Genomic DNA, 22446 nt, shown 5'->3' with positions numbered 1-22446 from the left:
TTTTCGGTTCCAGGTTGAGAGCATCGTTAGTTCGGAAGCAAGTTCCACTCTTCAAAAGGGTCCCCTGCCAACATTTTTTTGCGACCACAGATTGACTCGATATGGAATCACGTTGCACAAGCGCGACGAGGGAGAAATTATCCATCATCGCTCCATCGGGAGTTACGACAAAGTCGTGGCAGCGGAGCAAGTGTTCAGGTGCTACTACCTCCGCAGCTCTCAAGGATCGCTTGAGCATCCTGAAGATCGAGCGTCCTGTGGCCGTTAGAGAGACAGCCGAGGAGCGGCATGAGCAGCTCGCAGGCCTGCGCCCTAAGACCCTGTGCTCGCCAAAGCCGGGCCAAACTCACCGCCGAGCGCAGTTCCCACATCTTCGCCTCCTGCATGCGGGCGATGTCGAGCGCACAGCGGAAGCACGCCTCGATTTCGGCAGGATCGCATCCTGAGCTCAATGATATGAGTTCGCCCTTGAGCCGATGTAGCTCCGCCTCGCACCAGCGGTTGCCAGTGCGTGCGACAATGGTAAGCGCCTCGTCAATCAAGGTGCTACCCTCGGCAAAACGATCAGCCTTTCCATGCGCCTCCGCGAGTAAGCCCATCGCCCAAGGCGCCGTCATTCCTGACCCGATCGCCTGCATGCCAGCCAACCCGTCTCGCAACCGCTCGATGCCTTCCGCGATCTGGCCCCGCTCCGCCAGCACCCACCCCTGCAGGAAGACTCCCTGGGTGTGCCAGAATGGAAATTCGTGTTCGGCCGCGAACGCCAACGCCAACTCCGCCGCCTCTTGCGCCTTGGCGATGTCGCGTCGATGCACCTGCAAAATCGCGGCCCATGTCAGTACATAGGCACGGCTGAACAAATGCCTGAGGCTCGCGGTCATGGCGAGCGCCTCGTCCATCAGCTCCAGCGCCCGGTCGTCGTGGCCGAGATACCACAGCGCCATGCCGCCACGGCACAGGCAGATCGGTCCTCCATCCTGTCCATAGAGCGCTAGATGGGCCCGGTGCTGGGCGATGTCGTATTGGCTGATCCCGTGCTCGAAGTGCTTCCATGCCGAGGCGAATTCGCCACGCCAGGAGCAGGTAATGCCCAAAGCATAGGACGCTTCCACCACGAGCACAGGATCCGAGATCTGCTGCGCCAACCTCAGAAGCCGTTCGCCAAGGTCCCGCGCCGCGGAAAGCTCGGACCGCACCGCATGATGAATGGTGAGACCGAGGAGCACCGGGAACAGCCTCGGCGTTTCCTGGATCCGCTCCGCCAGGTTGAGAGCACGGTTGTAGACGCGCTCGACCTCCGGGTGGCCATAGCCCTTCGCGGCGGTAAGCACTCGTCCCATGGTGATCAACAACGTCAGCTCAAGCTCGAGTTGCTCCGGATTCTCGGGCATCTGGGCGAGCAGGTCGAGTGCCTTGGCCAAATGGCCGACGGCCTCGGCATTCGCCGCCCGCTCGTTTGCGTGCTCGGCGGCCCGGTGCCAGAACACGACGGCTTGCGGCAGCTCTCCTGCCTCCGTCAGATGATGGGCCAGGAGCTCCGGCTGAGCGGACACGACATGTGGGGCGAGTTCTTCGAAGACCTGCGCAATACGGCGATGTAGTTCCCGGCGGCGGCTCTTGAGGAGCGACTGATATGCAGTATCTCGGACGAGCGCGTGCTTGAAGCTGTAGATCGCGTTAGGGGGGCTTCCGCGCCGAAAAACTAGCTCAGTAGCAACCAGTTGATCAAGGCTCCTCTGCAGCTCATGCTCATCGAGCACTGCTAACGCCGCAATCAGCTCATAGGAGAACTCGCGCCCAATGCAGGCGCCGATCTGGGCCACCACCTTGGCCCTGCCGAGGCGGTCGAGGCGGGCCATCAGCGAGTCGTATAGCGTTACCGGGATCGTCGGCGGCGGCATATGTGCAGCCAGTCCAAACTGATCGCCGGCCACTCCCAGGAGACCAGATTCGAGCATGGTTTTGGTCAACTCCTCAAGGTACAACGGTACGCCATCGGTGTTGACCAGGATGTAATCGAGCACTCCGGCAGGCAGTGCCTTTCCGCCGGTCAGCCGTTCGACCAGCGATTGAGCGTGCATCCGGTCGAGGCGATTCAGGACCACCTTTGTCACGTGCCGGTAACTACGCCAGGGCGGGACGAATTCGGGCCTGTGGGAAATGACCAGCAGCACCGGGAGCTGCCGGATGTGGTTCACGAACAAGCCGAACAGCTCAAGGCTACTCGCGTCCAGCCAGTGAGCGTCCTCAAGCACCAGGAGCACCGGCTGCTTCGCAGCCAGTCTGCTAAGCTGGGCGATGAGCACGTCGAAGGTTCGGTTCTTACGCTGTTGGGGCGCGAGATCCAGTATTGGACAGCGGCCAGTGCCTGGAATTCCGAGAAGCTCGGCCAACAATGGGAGCGCTTCGCTCACCTCACCCACCTGTTCCGCGATCAGCGCCTGGAGTTTGGCGAGCTTCACGACCGACGAATCCTCGCGTTCAAATCCCGCTTCCTGTTCAAGCTGGCCAATCACCGGACGAAGCGCGCTGTTGATGTGGTATGGCGACGCGAAGTAGCGGCGCAACCTGTGTGGTTCTCGAAGGAGACGCTCGCGAAGGGCCAGGGCGAGACGCGACTTGCCGATTCCGGCCTCACCCTCGAGCAGGACGACCTGACCTTCCTTGGCCTTGGCCTGAGTCCAGCGATCGACCAACAATGCGAGTTCCGGGTCACGGCCGACCAACGGCAGCACGGTCGCGTGACCGGCCTCGAAGCGGTCGTCGCTACGCACTTCGCCGAGCACCCGAAACGCTTCAGCCGCCCCGGAAAAACCTTTGATCGGCCGCAGTCCGATGCTTTCGAGCTTGAACTGGCCCCGCAGCAGTGCGCGTGTTGCTTCGGCAATGACCACTGTGCCGGATCCGGCCAACTCCTGTAGGCGGGCCGCCAGGTTCGGCGTTTCACCTACGACGCTGCATTCCTCGGCCTGGCCGGTGCCGATGATGTCACCCACCACGACCAGGCCAGTGGCGATTCCGATCCGAACAGCCAGGTGCTCGCCGGCCGCATCCAGCCGGTCCACGGCCTCAACGACCGCGAGGCCGGCCCTCACGGCCCGCTCGGCATCTTCCTCGTGAGCCTGGGGATAGCCGAAGTATACGAGGACGCCGTCGCCCATATACTTGGCAACAAAACCGTCGTACCGGCCGACGATCTCGGTGGCGCAAGCACGGTACGCAACGATCGACTGCCGTAGGTCTTCTGGATCGAGGCGGGCGGAGAGTGCTGTCGATCCAACGAGATCGCAGAACATCACCGTAAGCTGTCGCCGTTCCGCCTCGCTGTGGATCGGTGACACGGAGGGACGTAGTGCCGCCGTGGGCGGCGGCGACTGCTGAGCCAGAGCCGCGGCCGCCCTGAGAAAACGCTTGCGGTCACCAAGGGACAGTCCGAGCTCCTTGAGGTCGGCATCGGTGAGATCGTGGACGACATCGAGATCGATGCCGTTCTTCAAGAAGGTTTGGCGATACCGCTCAAGCCTGATGCTGGCGAGCCAGTCTCCGATGTCGGGCATGACCTAGCATCCTCTGACATGGTCGAATTCGGATTGCTCTGAGGCGCTTTCCCACGAGTCGAGGATATACAGCTTACACCTGTCGCCCTGATCAGTCCTCGTCAATTCAGTCCCACGAGCAGCAAGCGGTCGACCACCAACGCCTTTCCTGAAGGCTCGTCAGGGTTCGCGATTAGCCCGCGACCTTCCAGCTTCGCGGTGCGCGACGGCAACCGCGAACGGGGCATTGGAAACGCGGACTGAAATATTCTGCGTCGAGGTCCCTGCTCGGAACCCGATCATGGCAAGGCTTTGAAATCCGACCTTTGATAGCCATTAACTAGGGTCTGCAGTCCCTTGGGGTAGTTGCCCTTGCCTGCCACCTGCGACGCCGCCACGCGACTTTGGCGGGGGGCATCACCTGTGGGCTACAGTTCTGGGCATCAGGTCGCCAATAATGCCAAAACGATATCCGGCACGACTGGAAAATCAAGGAATTCAGGGGTTTTAGAGAGAATTGGCTGGGGAACCTGGATTCGAACCAAGATCGACGGAGTCAGAGTCCGCTGTTCTACCATTGAACTATTCCCCAGCAGCGTGCGGCCGTCAAAGCGGCTCCGCTGGTGTGCGGCGCTTATAAACAAAAGCCGGAGGAATGCAAATACCTGTTTGGAAAATTTCTGCACCCTGATCGGGTGAGGTTGAGCAGGTCTCTATTTTTGAATCCAAAAAGAATTTGGCGATTTTGCATCGCGCTGGTATTCTCGCGGCAACGCAAAAATCTAATGAGCGCCTGCTGCATACCGTCATGGACTTGCGCGGCGCGTGGAAAACGAAACGTGGAAGACCCCGAAGGCGGCGCAAAGCCGCAATTTGACGGGGCGTCAGCGGCAGTGCGCAGGGACGGCAAGAAATCCCGGCGCCGCAAGGGCAAACGGGGCGACCAGCCCCGCAACGCGCCTCATGCCGCTTCGCAGGCCTCCTCCGAGACATCCGGAGAGGCAGCGCGCCCGATGGAAGCTGCGGCCGGGAACCCGGCCCGCAAGCGCAAACGCCGCCGCCGCAGTAACGGCGGCCAGCGCCGTGACGATGCATCCCCAGCGATCCAGCAGCATGAAAAGCCGGCTCCAGTCGCGCGGGCAGATGGTGAGGCTTCGTCCAGCCGCCGCAACCGTCGCAAGCACCGGGGAAAACGCGGCCTGCAGGGACGACCGCTGGCGCCCGGCAAGGCCGTCGATCAGCCAGCGATCACGGCCGAACTTGCTGCTACTGCCAAGAATTCCGCCATTGCGAGAGCTCCAGCTATCGCGAAAGCCCCAGTGATCTCAAAAGCCAATGGGCATTCCGAGCCTCGCGACGGTGGCTTCAATAGCAGCGGCCGGCCGCCTGAACGCGAGCGCCGCGACCACGCCGGCGAGCATCCCTGGCCGGACGAACTCTATGCCGCGCTTGACCTCGGCACGAACAACTGCCGCCTGCTGATTGCCCAACCCACCCGGCCGGGCCAGTTCCGCGTCGTCGATGCCTTTTCGCGAATCGTCCGCCTCGGCGAGGGGCTTGCCGCTAGTGGCCGCCTTTCCAGCGAGGCGATGGACCGCGCCGTCGATGCGCTGCGTGTCTGCGCCTCAAAGCTCAAGAGCCGCGAGATCCGCCGCATGCGGCTGATCGCTACCGAAGCCTGCCGTCAGGCCGCAAACGGCGACATTTTCCTTGAGCGCGTCGTGGCGGAAACCGGCCTCGAACTCGAGATCATCGACCGCGAAACCGAAGCGCGCCTTGCCGTATCCGGCTGCTCGTCACTGGTCGGCCGCGAAACACGTTCAGTCGTGCTTTTCGATATCGGCGGCGGTTCCTCGGAAATCGCTGTGATCCGTATCGGCGAGAGCCGCTTCAGCCGCCTTGCCAATCACATAACCCACTGGACCTCGCTGCCGGTCGGCGTCGTCACGCTGTCCGAGCGCCATGGCGGGCAACATGTAACGCCCGAGAGCTTCGAGACCATGGTGTCGGAAGTGGGGGGCATGCTTGCGCGCTTCGACTGCCCGGAAATTGAGATCGCACATTCCGGCGACTTTCACCTGATCGGCACGTCCGGCACGGTAACGACGCTGGCTGGCGTCCACCTCGACCTGCCGCGCTACGACCGCCGCAAGGTGGATGGCATCTGGCTTTCCGATGACGAGGTCTCGGCCATGCAGGCGAAGCTCCTCTCTTGGGATTTCGAAAGCCGCGCCGCCAATCCCTGCATCGGGCCGGACCGCGCCGATCTGGTGCTCGCCGGCTGCGCCATTCTGGAGGCGATCCGCCGCCGCTGGCCGAGCCCGCGCATGCGCGTTGCCGATCGCGGCTTGAGGGAAGGCCTCTTGACCGACATGATGGCGGACGACGGCGTCTGGCGGCGTCATCGAAACCGCCGCGGCCAGCGCGCAAGGTAGGAAAGAATGACCAAGGCACCGATCGCGGGCAACCGCACCGGCCGCAAGCTCGGCCAGCGCGTCAAGAAAAAGAAGCTCAAGGCCTCATCGCGCCAGTGGCTGCAGCGCCATATCAACGATCCTTACGTGCAGCGCGCGCAGCTCGAAGGCTATCGGGCCCGCGCTGCCTTCAAGCTGCTGGAGATCGACGAGAAGCACAATATCCTCAAAGGCGCGCGCCGCATCATCGATCTTGGGGCCGCACCGGGCAGCTGGTCGCAGATCGCCGCAAAGGTGACCGGCTCGACCGACGAGGATATCCGCGTTGCGGCCATCGATTTCCTGGAAATGGCGCCGCTTCCCGGCGTGAAGATCCTGCAGCTCGATTTTCTTGATCCGGAAGCGCCGGCGAAACTGATGGAAGCGGTCGGCGGCACGCCGGACCTGGTGATGTCCGACATGGCGGCACCAACCACCGGCCACCACCGCACCGACCATTTGCGCACGATGCATCTCTGCGAAGTCGCGGCGCACTTTGCCGTTGAGGTTCTGGCCGAGGGCGGCCATTTCCTCGCCAAGACCTTTCAGGGCGGCACGGAGCGCGAATTGCTAAACATGCTGAAACAGCATTTCCGCCAGGTTGTGCACGTCAAGCCCGCTTCCTCGCGCGCCGAATCGGTCGAGATGTTCCTGCTGGCGAAGGGCTTTAAAGGCCGCAAGCCGGCCACCGACGTTGCGGAAGCTTGATCTTTGGTATCGTCTATGGCGATGATGACGGCTTACAGGATTGGAATGCCGCGACCTCATGCTTCTCTATGTCACTCTCGGAACCAACGACATCGAACGCGCCCGGCGCTTCTATGACGCCGTGCTGCCGGTGCTCGGTTACAAGCTACAACGTCTCTCTGACGAAGAGATCGGTTACTCCGCCGACGGCGACACGCGGTCGCGCCTCTGGATCGTCACGCCATTCAATCGCCGCCGCGCCACCGGCAGCAATGGTTCCATGGTCGCGCTCAGCGCCGAAACTCGCGCGGATGTCGATGCGTTCTATGCGGCAGCACTTGCGGCAGGCGGTACTGATGACGGTAAGCCCGGCTTGCGCTCCTACCACGCGAATTTCTACGCCGCCTACGTCCGCGATCCCGACGGCAACAAGCTTGCCGCCGTCTGCGAAAGTCCGAAATAGCCGCTACTTCACGGCCTGCTGCTCGGCCTCGATGGCCGGCCGGACCCGCTTGGCGCCATGGCCGGAAACCAGTGCTCCTGCATTCCTGTCCATGAGGATGAAGGGGATCATCGCCACGACCGTCAGTCCGGCGATGACGTAGAAGGCCACGTGGAAGTCGGCGACTTGCAGCGCCTCGCCGCGGAAATAGATGGACGTCTCGAGGATCGCTGCCGCCACGGCGACGCCGAGCGCGAGGCTGATCTGCTGCATCACCGAACTCATCGAGGTTGCCTGGCTTGCCTCCTTGTCGTCAATGTCCGCAAAGGCGAGCGCGTTCACGCCGGTGAACATGAAGGAGCGTGAGAAGCCGCCAACGAGCAGCACCGCGATGATGACGAGATGCGGCGTTGCGGGCGTGAAGAAGCCTGTCGCGATTGTAACGATAGTCGTGACCGCGGCTGCCGAAAGAAGCGTTGTACGGAAGCCGGTAGCGGCGAAAACGCGACGCGCCATGAATTTGGTGGTGATTGCGCCGATTGCGCCGGAAAAAGTGATGAGGCCGGACTGGAACGGTGTCAGGCCAAAGCCGAGCTGCAGCATGAGCGGCGTCAGGAAGGGCATGGCGCCGATGCAGATGCGAAACAGGTTGCCGCCCGTCGTCGCAGTGCGGAAGGTCGGGTTACGGAAGAGGTTCAAGTTCAGGATCGGGGCCGGATGGCGCTTGGCGTGACGCACATAGAGATAGCCGCAAAGGAAGCCGATCAAGGTGGACGTGACGCCGATCGCCGGCGGTAGTGCCGGAAGGCTGACGACCGAAAGGCCGAAAACGACACCCGCGGCGGAAAGCGCGGTCAGCATGAAGCCGGTGAAATCCAGTTTCGGCGGCATCGTTGCTTCAACCTCCGGCAGAAAGATTGTCGCGAGCCAGACACCGATGATGCCGACCGGCACGTTGATCAGGAAGATCCAGTGCCAGCTGAAATAAGTGGTGATAAAGCCGCCGAGCGGCGGACCGGCGAGCGGACCGATAAGGGCAGGAATCGTCAGCAGCGCCATGGCGGAAACCAGTTCGCTCCGCTGGGTGGTACGCAGGAGAACGAGGCGGCCGACCGGCGTCATCATCGCACCGCCCATGCCTTGCAGGAAGCGGGCGAAGACGAATTCGACCAGGTTTGAGGATGCCGCGCAGAAGATCGAACCGATGACGAAGACGCAAATCGCAAGTCGGAAGATGCGCTTGGCGCCGAACCTGTCCGCCATCCAGCCGCTGACCGGAATGAAGACCGCAAGCGACACCATGTAGGAGGTCAGCGCCAGCTTCAGCGTAATCGGCCCGACATGCAGGTCGTTGGCGATCGCGGGCAGGGCGGTCGAAATGACGGTGGAATCCATCTGCTCCATGAAGAGCGCGACGGCGAGTATCAGCGGAACGATGCGGTTCATAGGCAAAAGCCTTGACGACTCGGAGGTGGCGGGGAGCATGTGCTGTTTAGTCCCGGTTGCCGCCTCTGCCAATCCCCGAAACTGCTGGAGTTACACGTTCGTATCACTAGTGCGTGAGACGGCTTGCCGGACAACTTCTCCTTTCAAAATTGACATATGTTTGAGCCGCCCGGGGCGAGAATCCCGGCTGCAAGAATCATCAGCGTCGGTGCGGCGACGCGCCGCACACTATTGGAGGATCGATATATGGCAGCTTCGTTGGGGATGAAGCGGCGCACGCTTTTTGCCGCAGGCATCGGCCTGCTCGCTGCGCCTGTTATTTTAAGAGCAACGGCTTCAGCGGCCGTAAGCGGAGAACAAAGCAATATGAATGCAATGGCGCTGCCCGAGATCAACCAGTTCAAGCTCGGCTCCTTCAAGATCGTTGCGATCAGAGACGGCAGCAATGTCCTGGACAAGCCCTTCGAAACTTTCGGTACAAACCAGGATCCCGAAGTGGTCAGGAAGTTGCTCGGCGACAATTTCCTGCCGGCGGAGAAATTCGTGAACAGCTATGCGCCGGCGCTGATCGATACCGGCTCGGACGTCGTTCTGGTCGACACTGGCTTCGGTGCCGCCGGCCGCGAGCGGGGCCTCGGCAAGCTGCAGGACAGCCTCAAGGTTGCGGGCTATTCGGCAGACGACGTTACCGTCGTCGCGCTGACCCATATGCACGGCGATCACATCGGCGGCCTCATGGAAAACGGCGCTCCGGCCTTCAAGAATGCGCGCTATGTGGCAGGTCAGGCGGAATACGATTTCTGGTCCAGCAAGGCGCGTGAGGGAACGCCGGCCGAAGGCGGTCACAAGGCTGTTCTATCCAATGTCGTTCCGCTCGCCGAAAAGACCACCTTCATCAAGGAAGGAGATTCGATCGTGAGCGGCGTGACCGCGATGCTGGCGCCAGGCCATACGCCGGGCCACATGATTTTCCATGCCGAATCGGATGGCAAGCGGATCGTCTTTGCCGGCGACACCGCCAACCACTACATCCTGTCGCTCCTCTATCCCGAATGGGAGGTTCGCTTCGACATGGACAAGGCGCAGGCCGCTGCCTCGCGCAAGAAGGTCTTCGATATGATCGCGACCGACAAGGCGGCCTTCCTCGGCTACCATATGCCGTTCCCTGCCGTCGGCTTCGCGGTGAAGGAGGGAACGGGCTACCGTTTCGTGCCGAAAACCTACCAGTTCGACATCTGATCCCAGGCGCATGGCAGCCATTACACGCCCGGTGCATGCGCCGGGCGTTTTGCTATTCCCTTCCTCTCACAGACGTGTTACGAGCCCTCGCCAACTTCCAAAGCAACCCTTGCACACCACCGGTGCGGACGATTCGTTCCGGGTGGGTCGCATTTTTCTCGATTGAAGGAAATTGGCCATGGCTCGCATCATAGAAACGGCAACCGGAGCGGACGCGCTCACCTTCGACGACGTGCTCCTGCAGCCCGGTCACTCCGAGGTCATGCCCGGTCAGACGAACATCGCAACGCGCATCGCAACCGATTTCGACCTAAACATCCCGATCCTCTCCTCGGCAATGGACACCGTCACTGAGAGCCGATTGGCGATCGCCATGGCGCAGGCCGGCGGTCTCGGCGTCATTCATCGCAATCTGACCCCGATCGAGCAGGCCGAGCAGGTCCGGCAGGTCAAGAAGTTCGAAAGCGGCATGGTTATCAACCCGGTGACGATAGGCCCGGATGCGACGCTCGCCGAAGCTCTGTCGCTGATGAAGACGCACGGTATTTCCGGCATTCCGGTCGTTGAAAAGTCCGGCCGCCTCGTCGGCATCCTGACGAACCGCGACGTCCGCTTTGCTTCCGAACCGGCGCAGAAGATCCACGAGCTGATGACGCGGGACCTCATCACGGTGAAGGAGAATGTCGACCAGCAGGAGGCCAAGCGCCTGCTGCATTCGCACCGCATCGAAAAGCTGCTCGTCGTGGATCCGGAAGGCCGCTGCGTTGGCCTCATCACCGTCAAGGATATCGAAAAGTCGCAGCTGAACCCGAATGCTTCCAAGGATGCGCAGGGCCGTCTTCGCGCTGCTGCCGCCATCAGCGTCGGCGATGATGGCTTTGAGCGCGCCGAGCGCCTGATCGAAGCCGGTGTCGATCTGCTCGTGGTCGATACCGCGCACGGCCATTCGCAGCGTGTTCTCGACGCCGTCACCCGCGTCAAGAAACTGTCCAACTCGGTCCGCGTCATGGCCGGCAACGTCGCGACCTCGGATGGCACCAAGGCGCTGATCGATGCCGGCGCGGATGCCGTCAAGGTCGGCATCGGCCCGGGCTCGATCTGCACGACGCGCATTGTCGCCGGTGTCGGCGTGCCGCAGCTCGCTGCCATCATGTCGGCTGTCGAAGCCGCACGTGCCCAGGATATTCCGGTGATCGCCGACGGCGGCATCAAGTTCTCCGGCGACCTTGCCAAGGCGATCGCTTGCGGCGCGTCGGCTGTCATGGTCGGCTCGCTGCTCGCCGGCACCGATGAAAGCCCGGGCGAAGTTTACCTCTATCAGGGCCGCTCTTTCAAAGCCTATCGCGGCATGGGTTCCGTCGGTGCCATGGCGCGCGGTTCGGCGGACCGCTATTTCCAGGCGGAAGTCCGCGACACGCTGAAGCTTGTGCCGGAAGGCATCGAAGGCCAAGTGCCGTTTAAGGGGCCGGTATCGGGCGTCCTGCACCAGCTCACAGGCGGACTGAGGGCGGCCATGGGTTATGTCGGCGGCAGGGATATCAAGGAGTTCCAGGAACGCGCGACCTTCGTGCGCATCTCCGGCGCCGGCCTTCGCGAAAGCCATGCCCACGACGTGACGATCACCCGCGAGAGCCCGAACTATCCGGGCGTAGGCGCCTGATCATGACTGCGGGTAGCCGGATACCATCTTGGATGATCGGGCTGCTCGCCATTCTCTGCCTTGCAGTATTGGCATGGACGACCTTCGGCTTCGTCCTGCCTTTCCAGCATGAAACCGGCGAAGCGGTGCTCGATACCTATTTCACCGGCTATGATCAGCCCACGGTTGCCGCCATGCAGAAGCTGCTGAGCGAGAACGATGTCGCGCAGGCGCTGCTACGCGGCATGTACCTCGGCCCGGAGCTCGTCCTCCCCGCGCTGGTGACGATGCTACTCTTCTCGATTTTCCTGAAGCTCCAGCCAGGCGGCAGCTATTTCGGCAAGCCGATGCATCCAGCATTGATCAAGGCGATCTATGCCCTGCCGTTCATCTACGGCCTTGCCGATTATGCTGAGAATATCTCCAGCCTGATTGCCTTCGGCGACGACAACGCCGCTTCATCTGCCGCGGCGTTGCTGCCTTGGATGACAAAGCTGAAATTCGCAGCACTCGTCGTCTCGGCAATCGTCATCCTTCGCTTCCTTCTGATCCGTCTCTCACCCGGCGATATCGACCGGCGATAGGCTGGCAAGCGCCGGGATTTTCCTCTACTGCTTTGAAAAATATGAGAGAAGCCGCGAAGGAGACACCATGACCGGCTACGAGATGTTCTGGCCCATCATCGCCCATGTCGCGCTGGTCTATGGCCTCTTCATACTGCTGAGCGTCCGCCGCCGGAAGGCGGTGCGGGCGGGTAAGGCGCGGCTTTCGGACTATCGAGAAAACCGCAGCGAGCCGCCGGAGAGCCTCTTCGTCAAGAACAGCATCGCCAATCAGTTCGAGCTGCCGGTTCTCTTTTATGTCTGCTGCATCCTGCTTTACATCACCGAGGCCGACAATCTGGCTGCCCTCGTGCTCGCCTGGAGTTTTGTCGCTTTGCGGTACGCCCACGCGTTCGTACATGTGACGAGCAATCGCATGCGTTTCCGCAGTCCACTCTTTGCTGCGGGCTATGTGGTGCTTGCCGCCATGTGGGCGTGGCTCGCCGGCTGGATGGCCTTCAGCGGGTAACGCAGTTTTGTTCCTCGCGTTACCAGGCCCTGACCTATCTTCCCTCACTTGGCACTGAGCTGCGTAGGAAACAGGAGGTTCACATGGACAAGCCGGAAATCACGCAGGCGATGATAAACGCCTACGATGAATATACGCATCTGACGCTCGATCGCCGCAGTTTCATGGACAAGCTGACGAAGCTTGCAGGATCGGCGGGTGCTGCCGCCGTCATCGCGCCGATGCTGGCGGCGAACAAGGCGAGCGCCGAAATGGTCCCGGCCAACGACGAGCGGCTGAAGGCTGACGACGTCGCCTATCCCGGCGGCAGCGGCGAGATGAAAGGCTATCTGGCCGAGCCGAAGGACGCCTCCGGAAAGCTCGGCAGCGTCATCGTCATTCACGAAAATCGCGGCCTCAACCCGCATATCCGCGACGTCGCCCGCCGCATGGCGCTGGAAGGCTTCGTAGCGCTGGCGCCGGATCTCCTTTCGCCGCTCGGCGGCACACCGGAAAACGAAGATCAGGCGCGGGAAATGTTCAGCAAGCTTGAGGCTGCCGCGACTGTCGCGAATGCCGAAGCGAGCCTCAAATACCTGAAGACACTCCCGGTTTCGAACGGCAACGTCGGCGTTGTCGGCTTTTGCTGGGGCGGTGGGGTGGCCAACAATTTTGCGACGAAATCGCCGGAGCTGAAGGCGGCGGTCGCCTATTACGGCGCGCAGCCGAAAGCGGAAGAGGTGCCGAACATCAAGGCGGCGCTGATGCTGCATTATGCCGGTCTCGACGACCGCATCAACGCCGGCATCGACGCCTACAAGAAGGCGTTGGAGGCAAATGGCAAGAGCTTCCAGATCTTCATCTACGACGGCGCCAACCATGCCTTCAACAACGACACGTCTTCAGCACGCTATGACAAGAAAGCGGCCGATCTTGCCTGGGGCCGCACCGTCGAGTTCCTGAAGAAGAATCTTGCCTGATCAGGCGGCGGCATCGCGCGCAACGGGCGAGGCGGCAATGATCGCCTCCGCCAGCGCGTCCATCTCCTTGGCGCGGTGGCTGCTGCGCCGCCAGGCAAGTCCGATCTCGCGCGAGGGCTGAGGCTCGGCGAAAGGCACGATACGGATCGAGTTGCGGCTGGTCTCCGTGGCGATCGCCATTTCCGGGATCAACGTCATGCCCATGTCGTGCGACACCATCTGCAGCAGGGTCGCCATGGAGGTCGCACCGAAATTGACCAGGCTCCGCTTGCTGGCGCTGCAGACGGCAAGCGCCTGATCGCGCAGGCAATGGCCCTCTTCCAGAAGCAGCAACCGGTCGACATTCACCTCGTTCTCGGTGAGCGGCGACAGCAACACGTTTTCGCCGTTCTCGGCGACCGCCATATAGAAGCGGTCGGTGAAGAGCGGCCGCGTCTTGATGCCTTCGATGTCGAGGGGCAGGGCGGCGATGACGGCATCTAGCCTGCCTGCCGAAAGATCGGCCATGAGCCGGTCAGTCATTGCTTCCTTGAGCTCCACGTCGACGGACGGATAGGTCCGGCGCAGATGCGGAATGAACTGAGGCACGAGATAGGGTGCCACCGTCGGAATGATGCCAATGCGGATCAGCCCCTCCAGCGGGCCGCCGCCCTTCCTGGCCGTCTGCTCGAGCAGATCGACCTGCTGGAGGATTGCGCGCACATGCAGCAGAACCTCCTCGCCCTTTTGGGTAAGCATAGTGTTGGTGCGCATCCGCTCTATCAGCTTGGCGCCGAGATATTCCTCCATTTCCATGATCTGCACTGAAAGCGCCGGCTGGCTGATGTGAACCATCTCGGCGGCCCGCCCGAAATGCCGGGTGGTAGCAAGGGCATCGAAATAGCGCATCTGGCGAAGCGTCAACATGATAAGTTTTTCCGATTGATACCTTCATCAAATACGAATTGGAAATTATCGAATGTCAATGGGAGAACAATGCCGTTGGAACTCGCAGAGGGTTTTCAAAACTCACCGTAAGGAGGATTTCATGTCCGATCGCCGGCTGCCGAATAACTGATTCACAGCTTTGACTGACCAAATCGGGGCTAATCGCCCCGATTTTCACATGCTTCCGGCATCCGTTAAAATGCGAGCTTTTCGATTTACGGCGCATGAATGCCTGCGTGCCATATCGCTCGGATGCGTCGGTTTGAGCCATCTGCCGCCGCTCAACTATAAATTGTGGGAGCGATATGAGCGCGCAGGGTATGGATCGCATCGGCCTCCGCCGGAAGCCGAAGCAGGAACGCAGCATCCAGAGACTCGATCTGATCCTTGCCGCTGCCGCAGAGCTGATCGCCCAAAAGGGCGTCAGCGCCATGCGCATGACCGAGCTTGCCGCCGCCGCCAAGGTTCCGATCGGTTCAGTCTACCAGTACTTCCCGGAAAAGGCGGCGATCGTCAAAGCGCTCTTCGACCGGCATGCGGCCGCAGTCCAGGCGAAAACGGCTGCCATGTTTGCCAACGTCCAGTCCCTCGATGAAGCACTGGATCTGATCTCGGTGATGATCGACTGGTACTACGATGAATACCGCAACGACCCCACCTATCTCGGTGTCTGGATGGGAACGGAGACCGACCAGGACCTTCTGCAGCTCAATATCGACCACAGCAATCGCGTGGCCGAAATCTTCCTCGAGGCGATAAAACGCATCGCCCCGGAGATGCCGGAGGTCGACATGCAGGCGCGCACGTACCTCTTCAGCCACCTGATCGGCGCGTCGATCCGCCTCGCGGTCAAGAGCGAAGAAAAGCTGGCAAAAAGGATGCTGGACGAATGGAAGCGCGTCATCCGCGCTTCGCTTTTTGCCGAGGCAGCCTGAAGCCTACCAGCTCGGCACCATATTGGCGGCCTTGAGGCGCGGATACTGCCGTGCATAACCCGTCTTCACATCCGGCTCCAGATTGTCGTCGACCACCGCGGGCGTGATGTTGTCGAGGCAGGCGGTGATATGCGCCGTGATCGCATTCATCAGCGAGATAGAAACTCCCGGGCGCTTCATGATGCCGATCTGCACCGGCGGCAGGGCAGGGAAGCCGTCAGCCTGGCTCAGCACCTTCATGCCGGTCCGCAATGCCGATTCCGGCATCACCGAAACCGCCATGCCGGCAAGCACGGCAGCGGCAACCACTGTGCATGACCAGCTTGTGAAGAGAATCTGGTGCTCGCGGCCCACGGCATCGAGCGCAGAGCAGGCGAGCTGCCGCCACTGGCAATCGCGGCGGCCGACAGCGAGCGGGACCGGCGCGTCGTCGCGGATCGGGTGGTTGGCGGAGCCGACCCAGCAGAGCGGTTCGGTTCTGACGACATCGGACATGCGTTCCCGCGGGTTATGCGTTACCAGCGCGATGTCGAGCTCGCCCTTGTGCATGCGCTCGGCCAGATCCACCGAAGGCTCGCAGACGATGTAAAGCTCGACATTCGGATGGGTCTTGGCGAAACGGCCGATGATCTCCGGCATATAGCGGTCGGCGTAGTCGTCCGGCGTACCGATGCGCAGCATGCCTTCGAGGCGGTTGTCGTCGAAAGCAGCGATCGCCTCGTTGTTGAGGCGGATGATACGGCGAGCGTAATTCAGAAGCTTCTCGCCCTCGACCGTCAGCCGGTTGCCGCGGCCGTCCTTGATGAAGAGCTGCTTGCCGAGCCGCTCTTCCAGGCGGCGCATCTGCATCGAGACGGCGGATTGCGTCTTGTAGACGCGATCAGCGGCCTTGGTGAAGCTGCCGGAATCTATGATGGCGATGAAAGTCTGCAACTGGTCAGTATCAAGAGGCGCGGACATGGGCTCACCTATAACGATCTCTGATAATAATCATTAGAAACATTCGTTGGACTGATCAATAGGTCTTTGGCATCTTCGGGATGCAAATCAAGCAAAGTGACGGACAGACACCCTGCTGTCCCGCCTAGGTTTCAGCCCTCCTTCTTCCCGCTCAGACCTCGCGGGAGGGGCGGGCTGTTGCGCCCGAAAGAAAGGAGAGTTCGATGCGCATGATTGACCAGACAGTAGAACTCGACTGTGCCAGGCAGCCTGCGACGTTTTCCCAGCGTCTCGGCGGAACCCTTGCGCCGCTGACGGCTCTCTTTCGCTCATTCCGCAATCGGAGAGCGATCAATGGCCTGAATGATCTCGATGACAATCAGTTGCGGGATATCGGCCTGACACGGGCCGACGTCACCGCCGCACTGTTGACGTCGACCTTCTTCGAGGACCCGTCGGCACATCTGACGAACTCGGCGCGCCGCCGCTGGCGCCTCGCGATATTCCGCTCCTGCGTCGATTAGGAGCGGCCAGTTTTCCCCGCAGGGTGATAGCCAATAGCCCTGCCCCTTGACCCGGTGACCGGCTTTCCCAAGCCGTCTCCGGGTTTTTTTATGTTTTGGGGGTAGGTTGGCCCTTCTTAGGCAGATAGGAATCGAAAATAGCTTCCATGCTTTTCTGATAATTCTTCTGCACTTCCAGGCCGCTGTCGAACATGGTGTTGAGCATATTCACATAGTTCTCCGCCTGTTCCTTGGCCTCTTCCCTCGGCGGCTCCGACGCCTTTTGCATCGCCGGCTGGTTGAGGCCGCCCATCATGTCCTGAAAGGCCTTGGCGAAAGGATTGTCGAGGAACGGATTGGCGGGAGCCTTCTTGGATTCCGGCCGCTGCGTGCTGAACATCAGCTGCATCGCCTGCGTGAACGGATTGTCGAAGATGCTCGGCTCGGGTGCCGTTTTCGGTTTCGGCGCAAAACCGGTGCTTTCCAGCCATTTCTGGATCGTCTCGCCCATCGCGGTATTGACGAAGGGGTTGACGGGCAAGGCCATCTGTCCGGTCGTTTGCTTGAAGATCCCGCCCATCAGCGTATCGGCTATCACCGGCAGCATCTGCTTGTAGATCTCCTGGCCGATGCCGGTCATCTGCGCGGCTTGTGCGGCGACGGCGCGCGAGACCTCCTTGGAGCCGAAAAGCTGGCCGAGGACATTGTTACCGTCGGAGATGCCCTCCGGCGTGAAGGCCTTCGTCATATCTTCGAAATATTTGGCATAGTTGCCGGACGCGACCGCCTGCATCAGGCCCATGAAGTCATAGGGATTGCTCGTGCTGCGTTTCAGCCCGGCGGAAAAGGCAGGCATCAGCGCCGCCATCGCCTTGGTTGCCTGTTCTTGGGCAAGATTGAACTGCTTGGAGATGGCATCCATCGCCGCGCCATTCTGTGCCTGCATCATCATGTCGAAGAGTGGCAGCATGACAGTCCTCCCCCGCTTGGTAGTGCTTGTGAATCGCCACTATAAACGGAAATGGGAATGCGCAAACGGCTTTTTGCCGAAGGCTTCAGTACTGATATTCCTCGAAGACCGTCTCGACGGAGTGCTGCCAGCGGCCGTTGTAACGCGCCAGCAGGTCCTCCGCGAGCGTGGCTTTCTTCGCCATCACCTCGTCGAGCGGCGACAAGAAGATGCTCTCGTCCTGGCCTTCCTTGTTCAGCCGGTTGCGCGACTTCAGACCCGCCTTCGAAATGCCGATGACCTCGCGGGCGGTTTCATAAAGGGCATGGCCGCGGAATTCGGCCCTCAGGCCCGCTGCCGGAACGGCGTCGCGAAGCACACTGACTTCGGCAAAAGTCCAGTCCCTCGTCAGTTGGTCGGCCGCATCGAGCGCGGCTTCGTCGTAAAGCAGGCCCACCCAGAAGGCGGGCAGGGCACAGATGCGGCGCCACGGGCCGCCGTCCGCACCGCGCATCTCGAGGAAACGCTTCAGGCGAACATCGGGGAAGAGCGTCGAAAGGTGGTTCGTCCAGTCGCCCATCGTCGGCTCCCAAGCGGCAACCTCGCCCTTCAGCGCGCCATTCATGAACTGGCGGAACGTGACGTGAGTACAGTCGTGATAGTGGCCGTCGCGGACGATGAAATACATCGGCACGTCGAGCGCCCATTCCATATAGTGATGGAAGCCGAAGTCGTCGCGGAAGGTGAAATCGAGTAGACCGGAGCGCCGGTTGTCGGTGTCTCGCCAGATGTCGCCGCGCCAGGAAAGCAGCCCGTTCGGCTTGCCTTCTGTGAAGGGCGAGGAGGCAAAGAGCGCGGTTGCCAACGACTGAAGCTTCATCGACACGCGCATCTTCTTCTGCATGTCGGCTTCGGAGGAGAAGTCGAGGTTCACCTGGATCGTGCAGGTGCGGTACATCATGTCGAGACCCTTGGTACCAACCTTCGGCATGTAGCCGGTCATGATATCGTAGCGGGATTTTGGCATGCGCGGCGTTTCGGCGAGCGTCCATTTCGGGCTGCCGCCGATGCCGAGGAAGCGGATGCCCATCGGTTCGGCGATTTCGCGCAGCGTCGCGAGGTGCGAATTGGATTCCCTGCAGGTCTCGTGGATCGTTTCCAGCGGCGCGCCGGAAAGCTCGAACTGGCCGCCCGGCTCGATCGAGATCGCGCCCATGCCGTGCTGCTCGGAAAGGCCGATGATATTGTCGCCGTCCATGATCGGCTCCCAGCCGTTCTTCACCTGCAGGCCCTTCAAAAGAGCTGAGATACTGGCTTCGCCGGCATAGGGAACCGGGTTGTTGCCCGCCCGAAAGAAGGCGAACTTCTCATGCTCGGTGCCGATGCGGAATTTCTCGCTCGGCTTGTTCCCCGCGGCGATATAATCGGTCAGCTCCTGCACCGAAGAAATCGGCGTCTGGTCTGTAGTATCGCGAGCCATTCAACGTAACCTGTATTCTGGGGAACGCCCGGTAGTCCGGACAATTGGAAGGGTGATTAGTGCCGCTCTCACCTATGTTGCAAGTGAAATTCTTTCAACGACGCATCAAAAAAATAGCAGGCTGTTTCAACGGAGCCTGATTTGAAGGTTAATTCCAGTCGCCGACCGCTGCCTGGATCACCGCCATGGCCGCGACCGCAGCCGTGTCGGCGCGCAGGATACGCGGCCCGAGCGGGATGGCCGTCACGAAATCCAAACCGCGCAGCCGGTTACGCTCCTCCTCCGAGAAGCCGCCTTCCGGCCCGACGAGAAGCGCAAGCTGCCTTTCTTTGATCTTTGAAAGCAGCGGCAGCGGGTTCTGCCCCGTATCGCCCTCGTCGCAGTAGACGATCCGCCGCTCCCTCGGCCAGTTGTCGAGCAGGTCGAAGAGCTTCACCGGCTCGGTGATTTCCGGGATGGCGAGGATGCCGCATTGCTCTGCCGCCTCGACGGCATTGGCCTTCAGCTTGTCGAGGTTGGTGATCTTGCCCTGAACATGTTGCGTCATGACCGGCTGCAGCACGCCTGCGCCCATCTCGACCGCCTTCTGCACGAGGTAATCCAGGCGGCCGACCTTCAGCGGCGCAAAGAGGTAGTGCAGGTCGGACGGTGCCGGCTGCGGCCGGGTCTGCTCGGTCGGCATCAGCACGATGCGCTTGCGGGTCGGAAAGGAAAGGCTTGCCTTCCACTCTCCGTCTCGGCCGTTGAACACCAGAATTTCGGCGCCGTCCGTCATGCGCAGCACATTGGCGAGATAATTGTACTGGTCGGAACTAGCCTCCACAGCGGCGCCCGGCGACAAGGAAGCATCGACGAAAAGCCGCTGCATGCGGAAATTGGCGCGCATCTCAAATAATCCCGATCAAACGAAAAGGGCGAACATAACCCAATAGAGCAACGCCGCAAGCGCGCCCGAAGCCGGAACAGTGATGATCCAGGCGGCAACAATAGTCATGAAATGCGAACGCCGCACCAGATAGCGGCGGCGCGCCTCATGAACGTTCGGATCTTCCGGTTCATCGATCGCCCAGGCCTCAGCCTTGCGGTGCATATATTCGATACGGCGCTTGGAATTGCGCGTGTACCATTCGCGGAAGAAACCGACGCCGAAGACCGCGCCGACCGCGATATGCGTCGTGCTGACCGGCAGCCCGAACCAAGAAGCGACGATGACGGTAAAGGCTGTCGAGAGCGCGACACAATAGGCCCGCATCGGATTGAGCTTGGTGATCTGCTCGCCGACGAGATGGATGAGGCGAGGGCCGAAAAGCAGCAGGCCGACGGAAATACCGAGGGCACCGATCAGCATCACCCAGAGCGGCGCGCTGCTTTCCCCGATCACCGAAAGATCGCTCGTTGCGCGCACGATCGCCGAAAGCGGGCCGATGGCGTTCGAAACGTCGTTGGCGCCGTGCGCGAAGGAAAGCAGCGCCGCAGAGCCGATCAGCGGGAATTTGAAGAGAACGCGCAGCGAACTGTTGCGGTTTTCGAGGCCTTGCGATTGCCGTGCGACGATCGGCATTGCGGCAATCCAGGCAACGAAACAAACAAGTAGCCCGAATGCAAGGATAGTTAGCGCCGAAAATCGGCCGGGAGATACAAGCTGCAGTACCATGTAGGCTGTGAAACCGCCTGCCATCATGGCGATCAGCACTGGAACCCAGCGCCGCGCTGCGGCGACCTTGTCGTCCTGGTAGATAATAAAGGTCTTGACGAGGAAAAGCAGGCCGGCGGCGATCACACCGCTGATCAGGGGCGAGGTCATCCAGCTGGAGGAAATCTCTATCATGACCTGCCAGTTGACGGGCTGAGGCCCGACAGCGGCAATTCCGGCGCCGATCACTGCGCCGACGATCGCATGCGTGGTAGAGACCGGCGCGTTCAGCCATGTCGCAAGATTGATCCAGAGCGCGGCGGCCATCAATGCCGCCATCATGATCCAGGCAAGCCGCCCTTCCGGCACCTGCACGGCATCGACGATGCTCGACGAGATCGTCCTGACCACCGCTCCACCGGCAATCGTCGCGCCGAGGACTTCGAAGATGGCCGCAATGACAAGCGCCTGCGCCATCGTCATGGCACGCGCGCCGACGGCAGCGCCGACATTGTTCGTCACGTCGTTCGCGCCGATATTCATGGCCATGTAGGCCCCGAGCGCGGCGGCTGCAATGATGAGAACGGCACCTGGCCGGTCGAAGACGTAAACGCCCGCAAAAAGCATGGCCAAGCCAAGGAAGATCAGGCCGAGGCCCGGCGCCACCAGCTTCCGCGAGACGAACTTAGCCGCATCCTCGGCATGGGTGATCTTGTCGAGGTCCTTGTCGAGCGTTCGTTTCGTTAAAACGGGAGTGCGGCTGGGCATGCTGTTCCTTGGTCGAAGCCTGCATTAGCGCCGTTATTTCTAGCAGCGCAAGATGGCAGGAATCATTCCGCCGGAATCTGCTTGGGTAAGCTTGCCTGAAGCCGCTCAGCCATTTTGCTCTTGAAGAGCAGGAAGAGATCTCGAAGCTCGGGCTCGTTGACGCGCTTGACTGCCTCGTCGCAGGAGACCCACTCGATCTTGCGCTCGCCTTTTTCCTTGAAGTTTTTGGCGATATCGGCGACTTCGAGCACATAGACCTGAACCTTGCAGGTCACCTTCAGCCCGTCCTTCAGTACCTTCGGATAGGTGTAGGAGCCGAGCGGCTCGTGCTCGACAGCGCCGCGGACGCCCCCTTCTTCAAAGGCCTCCCGGGCTGCGACCTCATAGGAGCACTTGCCGCTCATCGGCCAGCCCTTGGGAATGACCCAGCGGCCCGTATCGCGGCTCGTCATCAACAGGACCTCGACGTTATTGACCTTCTTCTTTACCCGGTAGCAGAGCGCGGCATATTGCAGGCGCGGCGGGCGCCGGAACATCAGCTGCACATCGGAAGCCAGTCGGGCTAGAATCGTCAATTGTCGGGTCACCTTTTTGAGTCTACCTCATGAATCACTAATATAATCATCGCATGGAAAGCTTGCGCGATCCATACGCCGTTCGACGGTGCGGAACACGATTGATTTCCAAATAAGGAAATTCATGACCGCTGCGCTTCGGAATCCCGCCGAATCACGTCCTGATTCCGTCGTTGCACAGGTGTTCAATATGCTCCCGGCTGACGTCTCATTCAATGCCGGGGGCAATTGTTCCTCCGGATTCTTTCAAGATATGGTGGCTATT

Annotated in this window: 19 protein-coding genes and 1 tRNA gene; 10 read left to right on the top strand and 10 right to left on the bottom strand. The window is 61.0% G+C overall.

From position 1 onward, the window contains the following. Positions 1-194 precede the first annotated feature (194 nt). Together ACZ9BX_RS11690 and ACZ9BX_RS11685 are read right to left on the bottom strand one after the other, a co-directional pair. Positions 195-3557: an adenylate/guanylate cyclase domain-containing protein gene (locus ACZ9BX_RS11690; RefSeq protein ID WP_476218016.1), complete on the bottom strand. Its 3363-nt coding sequence runs from the start codon at positions 3555-3557 to the stop codon at positions 195-197. A gap of 497 nt (positions 3558-4054) precedes the next feature. Next, positions 4055-4128, bottom strand: a tRNA-Gln gene (locus tag ACZ9BX_RS11685). Between the two features lie 247 nt (positions 4129-4375). Here ACZ9BX_RS11685 and ACZ9BX_RS11680 point away from each other — a divergent pair. From ACZ9BX_RS11680 to ACZ9BX_RS11670, 3 genes are read left to right on the top strand one after another with little or no spacing between them, the layout of a single operon-like run. Further along, positions 4376-5971, top strand: a complete 1596-nt coding sequence (locus tag ACZ9BX_RS11680; protein WP_476218014.1) for a Ppx/GppA phosphatase family protein — start codon at positions 4376-4378, stop codon at positions 5969-5971. Positions 5972-5977: 6 nt separating this feature from the next. Further along, positions 5978-6697, top strand: a complete 720-nt coding sequence (locus tag ACZ9BX_RS11675; RefSeq protein ID WP_476218012.1) for an RlmE family RNA methyltransferase — start codon at positions 5978-5980, stop codon at positions 6695-6697. A gap of 58 nt (positions 6698-6755) precedes the next feature. Further along, positions 6756-7139: a VOC family protein gene (locus ACZ9BX_RS11670; protein ID WP_476218010.1), complete on the top strand. Its 384-nt coding sequence runs from the start codon at positions 6756-6758 to the stop codon at positions 7137-7139. 3 nt (positions 7140-7142) lie between these two features. On the opposite strand, the gene ACZ9BX_RS11665 is transcribed toward ACZ9BX_RS11670, so the two are convergent. Continuing rightward, positions 7143-8564, bottom strand: a complete 1422-nt coding sequence (locus ACZ9BX_RS11665) for an MFS transporter (protein WP_476218008.1) — start codon at positions 8562-8564, stop codon at positions 7143-7145. A gap of 246 nt (positions 8565-8810) precedes the next feature. On the opposite strand from ACZ9BX_RS11665, the gene ACZ9BX_RS11660 reads away from it, so the two are divergent. The 5 genes from ACZ9BX_RS11660 to ACZ9BX_RS11640 all read left to right on the top strand — a co-directional run bounded on the left by ACZ9BX_RS11660 (position 8811) and on the right by ACZ9BX_RS11640 (position 13472). After that, positions 8811-9803: an MBL fold metallo-hydrolase gene (locus tag ACZ9BX_RS11660; RefSeq protein ID WP_476218006.1), complete on the top strand. Its 993-nt coding sequence runs from the start codon at positions 8811-8813 to the stop codon at positions 9801-9803. Positions 9804-9981: 178 nt separating this feature from the next. Next, positions 9982-11463 carry an IMP dehydrogenase gene (gene guaB / locus ACZ9BX_RS11655; protein ID WP_476218004.1) on the top strand — a complete coding sequence of 494 codons (1482 nt, stop codon included), beginning with the start codon at positions 9982-9984 and terminating at the stop codon, positions 11461-11463. A gap of 2 nt (positions 11464-11465) precedes the next feature. Continuing rightward, on the top strand, positions 11466-12026 hold the full coding sequence (locus ACZ9BX_RS11650; RefSeq protein WP_476218003.1) for a hypothetical protein: 561 nt from the start codon (positions 11466-11468) through the stop codon (positions 12024-12026). 67 nt (positions 12027-12093) lie between these two features. Further along, positions 12094-12513 (top strand): MAPEG family protein, encoded by a 420-nt coding sequence (locus tag ACZ9BX_RS11645; protein WP_476218001.1) that lies wholly within the window; start codon positions 12094-12096, stop codon positions 12511-12513. Between the two features lie 83 nt (positions 12514-12596). Next, positions 12597-13472: a dienelactone hydrolase family protein gene (locus ACZ9BX_RS11640; RefSeq protein ID WP_476217999.1), complete on the top strand. Its 876-nt coding sequence runs from the start codon at positions 12597-12599 to the stop codon at positions 13470-13472. Here ACZ9BX_RS11640 and ACZ9BX_RS11635 read toward each other — a convergent pair whose 3' ends face one another. Continuing rightward, entirely contained in the window at positions 13473-14378 is a 906-nt protein-coding gene (locus tag ACZ9BX_RS11635) for a hydrogen peroxide-inducible genes activator (protein ID WP_476217997.1), read from the bottom strand. Between the two features lie 326 nt (positions 14379-14704). Here ACZ9BX_RS11635 and ACZ9BX_RS11630 point away from each other — a divergent pair, with 326 nt between their 5' ends. Beyond that, positions 14705-15334, top strand: coding sequence for a TetR family transcriptional regulator (locus ACZ9BX_RS11630; protein WP_132559370.1), 630 nt, complete (start codon positions 14705-14707; stop codon positions 15332-15334). A 3-nt stretch (positions 15335-15337) separates the two neighbouring features. On the opposite strand, the gene ACZ9BX_RS11625 is transcribed toward ACZ9BX_RS11630, so the two are convergent. Beyond that, positions 15338-16294, bottom strand: a complete 957-nt coding sequence (locus ACZ9BX_RS11625; RefSeq protein ID WP_037141876.1) for a LysR substrate-binding domain-containing protein — start codon at positions 16292-16294, stop codon at positions 15338-15340. A gap of 203 nt (positions 16295-16497) precedes the next feature. Here ACZ9BX_RS11625 and ACZ9BX_RS11620 point away from each other — a divergent pair, with 203 nt between their 5' ends. Then, positions 16498-16797: a DUF1127 domain-containing protein gene (locus ACZ9BX_RS11620; RefSeq protein WP_087003090.1), complete on the top strand. Its 300-nt coding sequence runs from the start codon at positions 16498-16500 to the stop codon at positions 16795-16797. An 88-nt stretch (positions 16798-16885) separates the two neighbouring features. Here the strand turns inward: ACZ9BX_RS11620 and ACZ9BX_RS11615 are convergent, their stop codons facing one another. The 5 genes from ACZ9BX_RS11615 to ACZ9BX_RS11595 all read right to left on the bottom strand — a co-directional run bounded on the left by ACZ9BX_RS11615 (position 16886) and on the right by ACZ9BX_RS11595 (position 22181). Continuing rightward, the gene (locus tag ACZ9BX_RS11615; RefSeq protein ID WP_476217994.1) at positions 16886-17746 is read right to left on the bottom strand and encodes a DUF937 domain-containing protein; all 861 of its coding nucleotides are present in this window, start codon (positions 17744-17746) and stop codon (positions 16886-16888) included. Positions 17747-17831: 85 nt separating this feature from the next. Then, positions 17832-19205 (bottom strand): glutamate--cysteine ligase, encoded by a 1374-nt coding sequence (locus ACZ9BX_RS11610; RefSeq protein WP_476217992.1) that lies wholly within the window; start codon positions 19203-19205, stop codon positions 17832-17834. A 148-nt stretch (positions 19206-19353) separates the two neighbouring features. After that, the gene (locus tag ACZ9BX_RS11605) at positions 19354-20091 is read right to left on the bottom strand and encodes a 16S rRNA (uracil(1498)-N(3))-methyltransferase (protein ID WP_132559378.1); all 738 of its coding nucleotides are present in this window, start codon (positions 20089-20091) and stop codon (positions 19354-19356) included. A 15-nt stretch (positions 20092-20106) separates the two neighbouring features. Continuing rightward, positions 20107-21606: an inorganic phosphate transporter gene (locus ACZ9BX_RS11600; RefSeq protein WP_476217990.1), complete on the bottom strand. Its 1500-nt coding sequence runs from the start codon at positions 21604-21606 to the stop codon at positions 20107-20109. A 62-nt stretch (positions 21607-21668) separates the two neighbouring features. Further along, the gene (locus ACZ9BX_RS11595; RefSeq protein WP_132559382.1) at positions 21669-22181 is read right to left on the bottom strand and encodes an NUDIX hydrolase; all 513 of its coding nucleotides are present in this window, start codon (positions 22179-22181) and stop codon (positions 21669-21671) included. Between the last annotated feature and the right edge of the window lie 265 nt (positions 22182-22446).

Source organism: Rhizobium sp. USDA 3886 (genome assembly GCF_056279785.1).
This window is presented reverse-complemented; position numbering and strand designations above follow the sequence as displayed.

What these genes read in the sequence shown, in the direction of transcription:
- guaB (WP_476218004.1), top strand. Translation starts at nt 9,982, where the DNA reads ATGGCTCGCATCATAGAAACGGCAACCGGAGCGGACGCGCTCACCTTC.
- ACZ9BX_RS11650 (WP_476218003.1), top strand. Translation starts at nt 11,466, where the DNA reads ATGACTGCGGGTAGCCGGATACCATCTTGGATGATCGGGCTGCTCGCC.
- ACZ9BX_RS11690 (WP_476218016.1), bottom strand. Translation starts at nt 3,557, where the DNA reads ATGCCCGACATCGGAGACTGGCTCGCCAGCATCAGGCTTGAGCGGTAT.
- ACZ9BX_RS11675 (WP_476218012.1), top strand. Translation starts at nt 5,978, where the DNA reads ATGACCAAGGCACCGATCGCGGGCAACCGCACCGGCCGCAAGCTCGGC.
- ACZ9BX_RS11640 (WP_476217999.1), top strand. Translation starts at nt 12,597, where the DNA reads ATGGACAAGCCGGAAATCACGCAGGCGATGATAAACGCCTACGATGAA.
- ACZ9BX_RS11665 (WP_476218008.1), bottom strand. Translation starts at nt 8,564, where the DNA reads ATGAACCGCATCGTTCCGCTGATACTCGCCGTCGCGCTCTTCATGGAG.
- ACZ9BX_RS11645 (WP_476218001.1), top strand. Translation starts at nt 12,094, where the DNA reads ATGACCGGCTACGAGATGTTCTGGCCCATCATCGCCCATGTCGCGCTG.
- ACZ9BX_RS11630 (WP_132559370.1), top strand. Translation starts at nt 14,705, where the DNA reads ATGAGCGCGCAGGGTATGGATCGCATCGGCCTCCGCCGGAAGCCGAAG.
- ACZ9BX_RS11610 (WP_476217992.1), bottom strand. Translation starts at nt 19,205, where the DNA reads ATGGCTCGCGATACTACAGACCAGACGCCGATTTCTTCGGTGCAGGAG.
- ACZ9BX_RS11600 (WP_476217990.1), bottom strand. Translation starts at nt 21,606, where the DNA reads ATGCCCAGCCGCACTCCCGTTTTAACGAAACGAACGCTCGACAAGGAC.
- ACZ9BX_RS11670 (WP_476218010.1), top strand. Translation starts at nt 6,756, where the DNA reads ATGCTTCTCTATGTCACTCTCGGAACCAACGACATCGAACGCGCCCGG.
- ACZ9BX_RS11615 (WP_476217994.1), bottom strand. Translation starts at nt 17,746, where the DNA reads ATGCTGCCACTCTTCGACATGATGATGCAGGCACAGAATGGCGCGGCG.
- ACZ9BX_RS11660 (WP_476218006.1), top strand. Translation starts at nt 8,811, where the DNA reads ATGGCAGCTTCGTTGGGGATGAAGCGGCGCACGCTTTTTGCCGCAGGC.
- ACZ9BX_RS11605 (WP_132559378.1), bottom strand. Translation starts at nt 20,091, where the DNA reads ATGCGCGCCAATTTCCGCATGCAGCGGCTTTTCGTCGATGCTTCCTTG.
- ACZ9BX_RS11635 (WP_476217997.1), bottom strand. Translation starts at nt 14,378, where the DNA reads ATGTTGACGCTTCGCCAGATGCGCTATTTCGATGCCCTTGCTACCACC.
- ACZ9BX_RS11620 (WP_087003090.1), top strand. Translation starts at nt 16,498, where the DNA reads ATGCGCATGATTGACCAGACAGTAGAACTCGACTGTGCCAGGCAGCCT.
- ACZ9BX_RS11625 (WP_037141876.1), bottom strand. Translation starts at nt 16,294, where the DNA reads ATGTCCGCGCCTCTTGATACTGACCAGTTGCAGACTTTCATCGCCATC.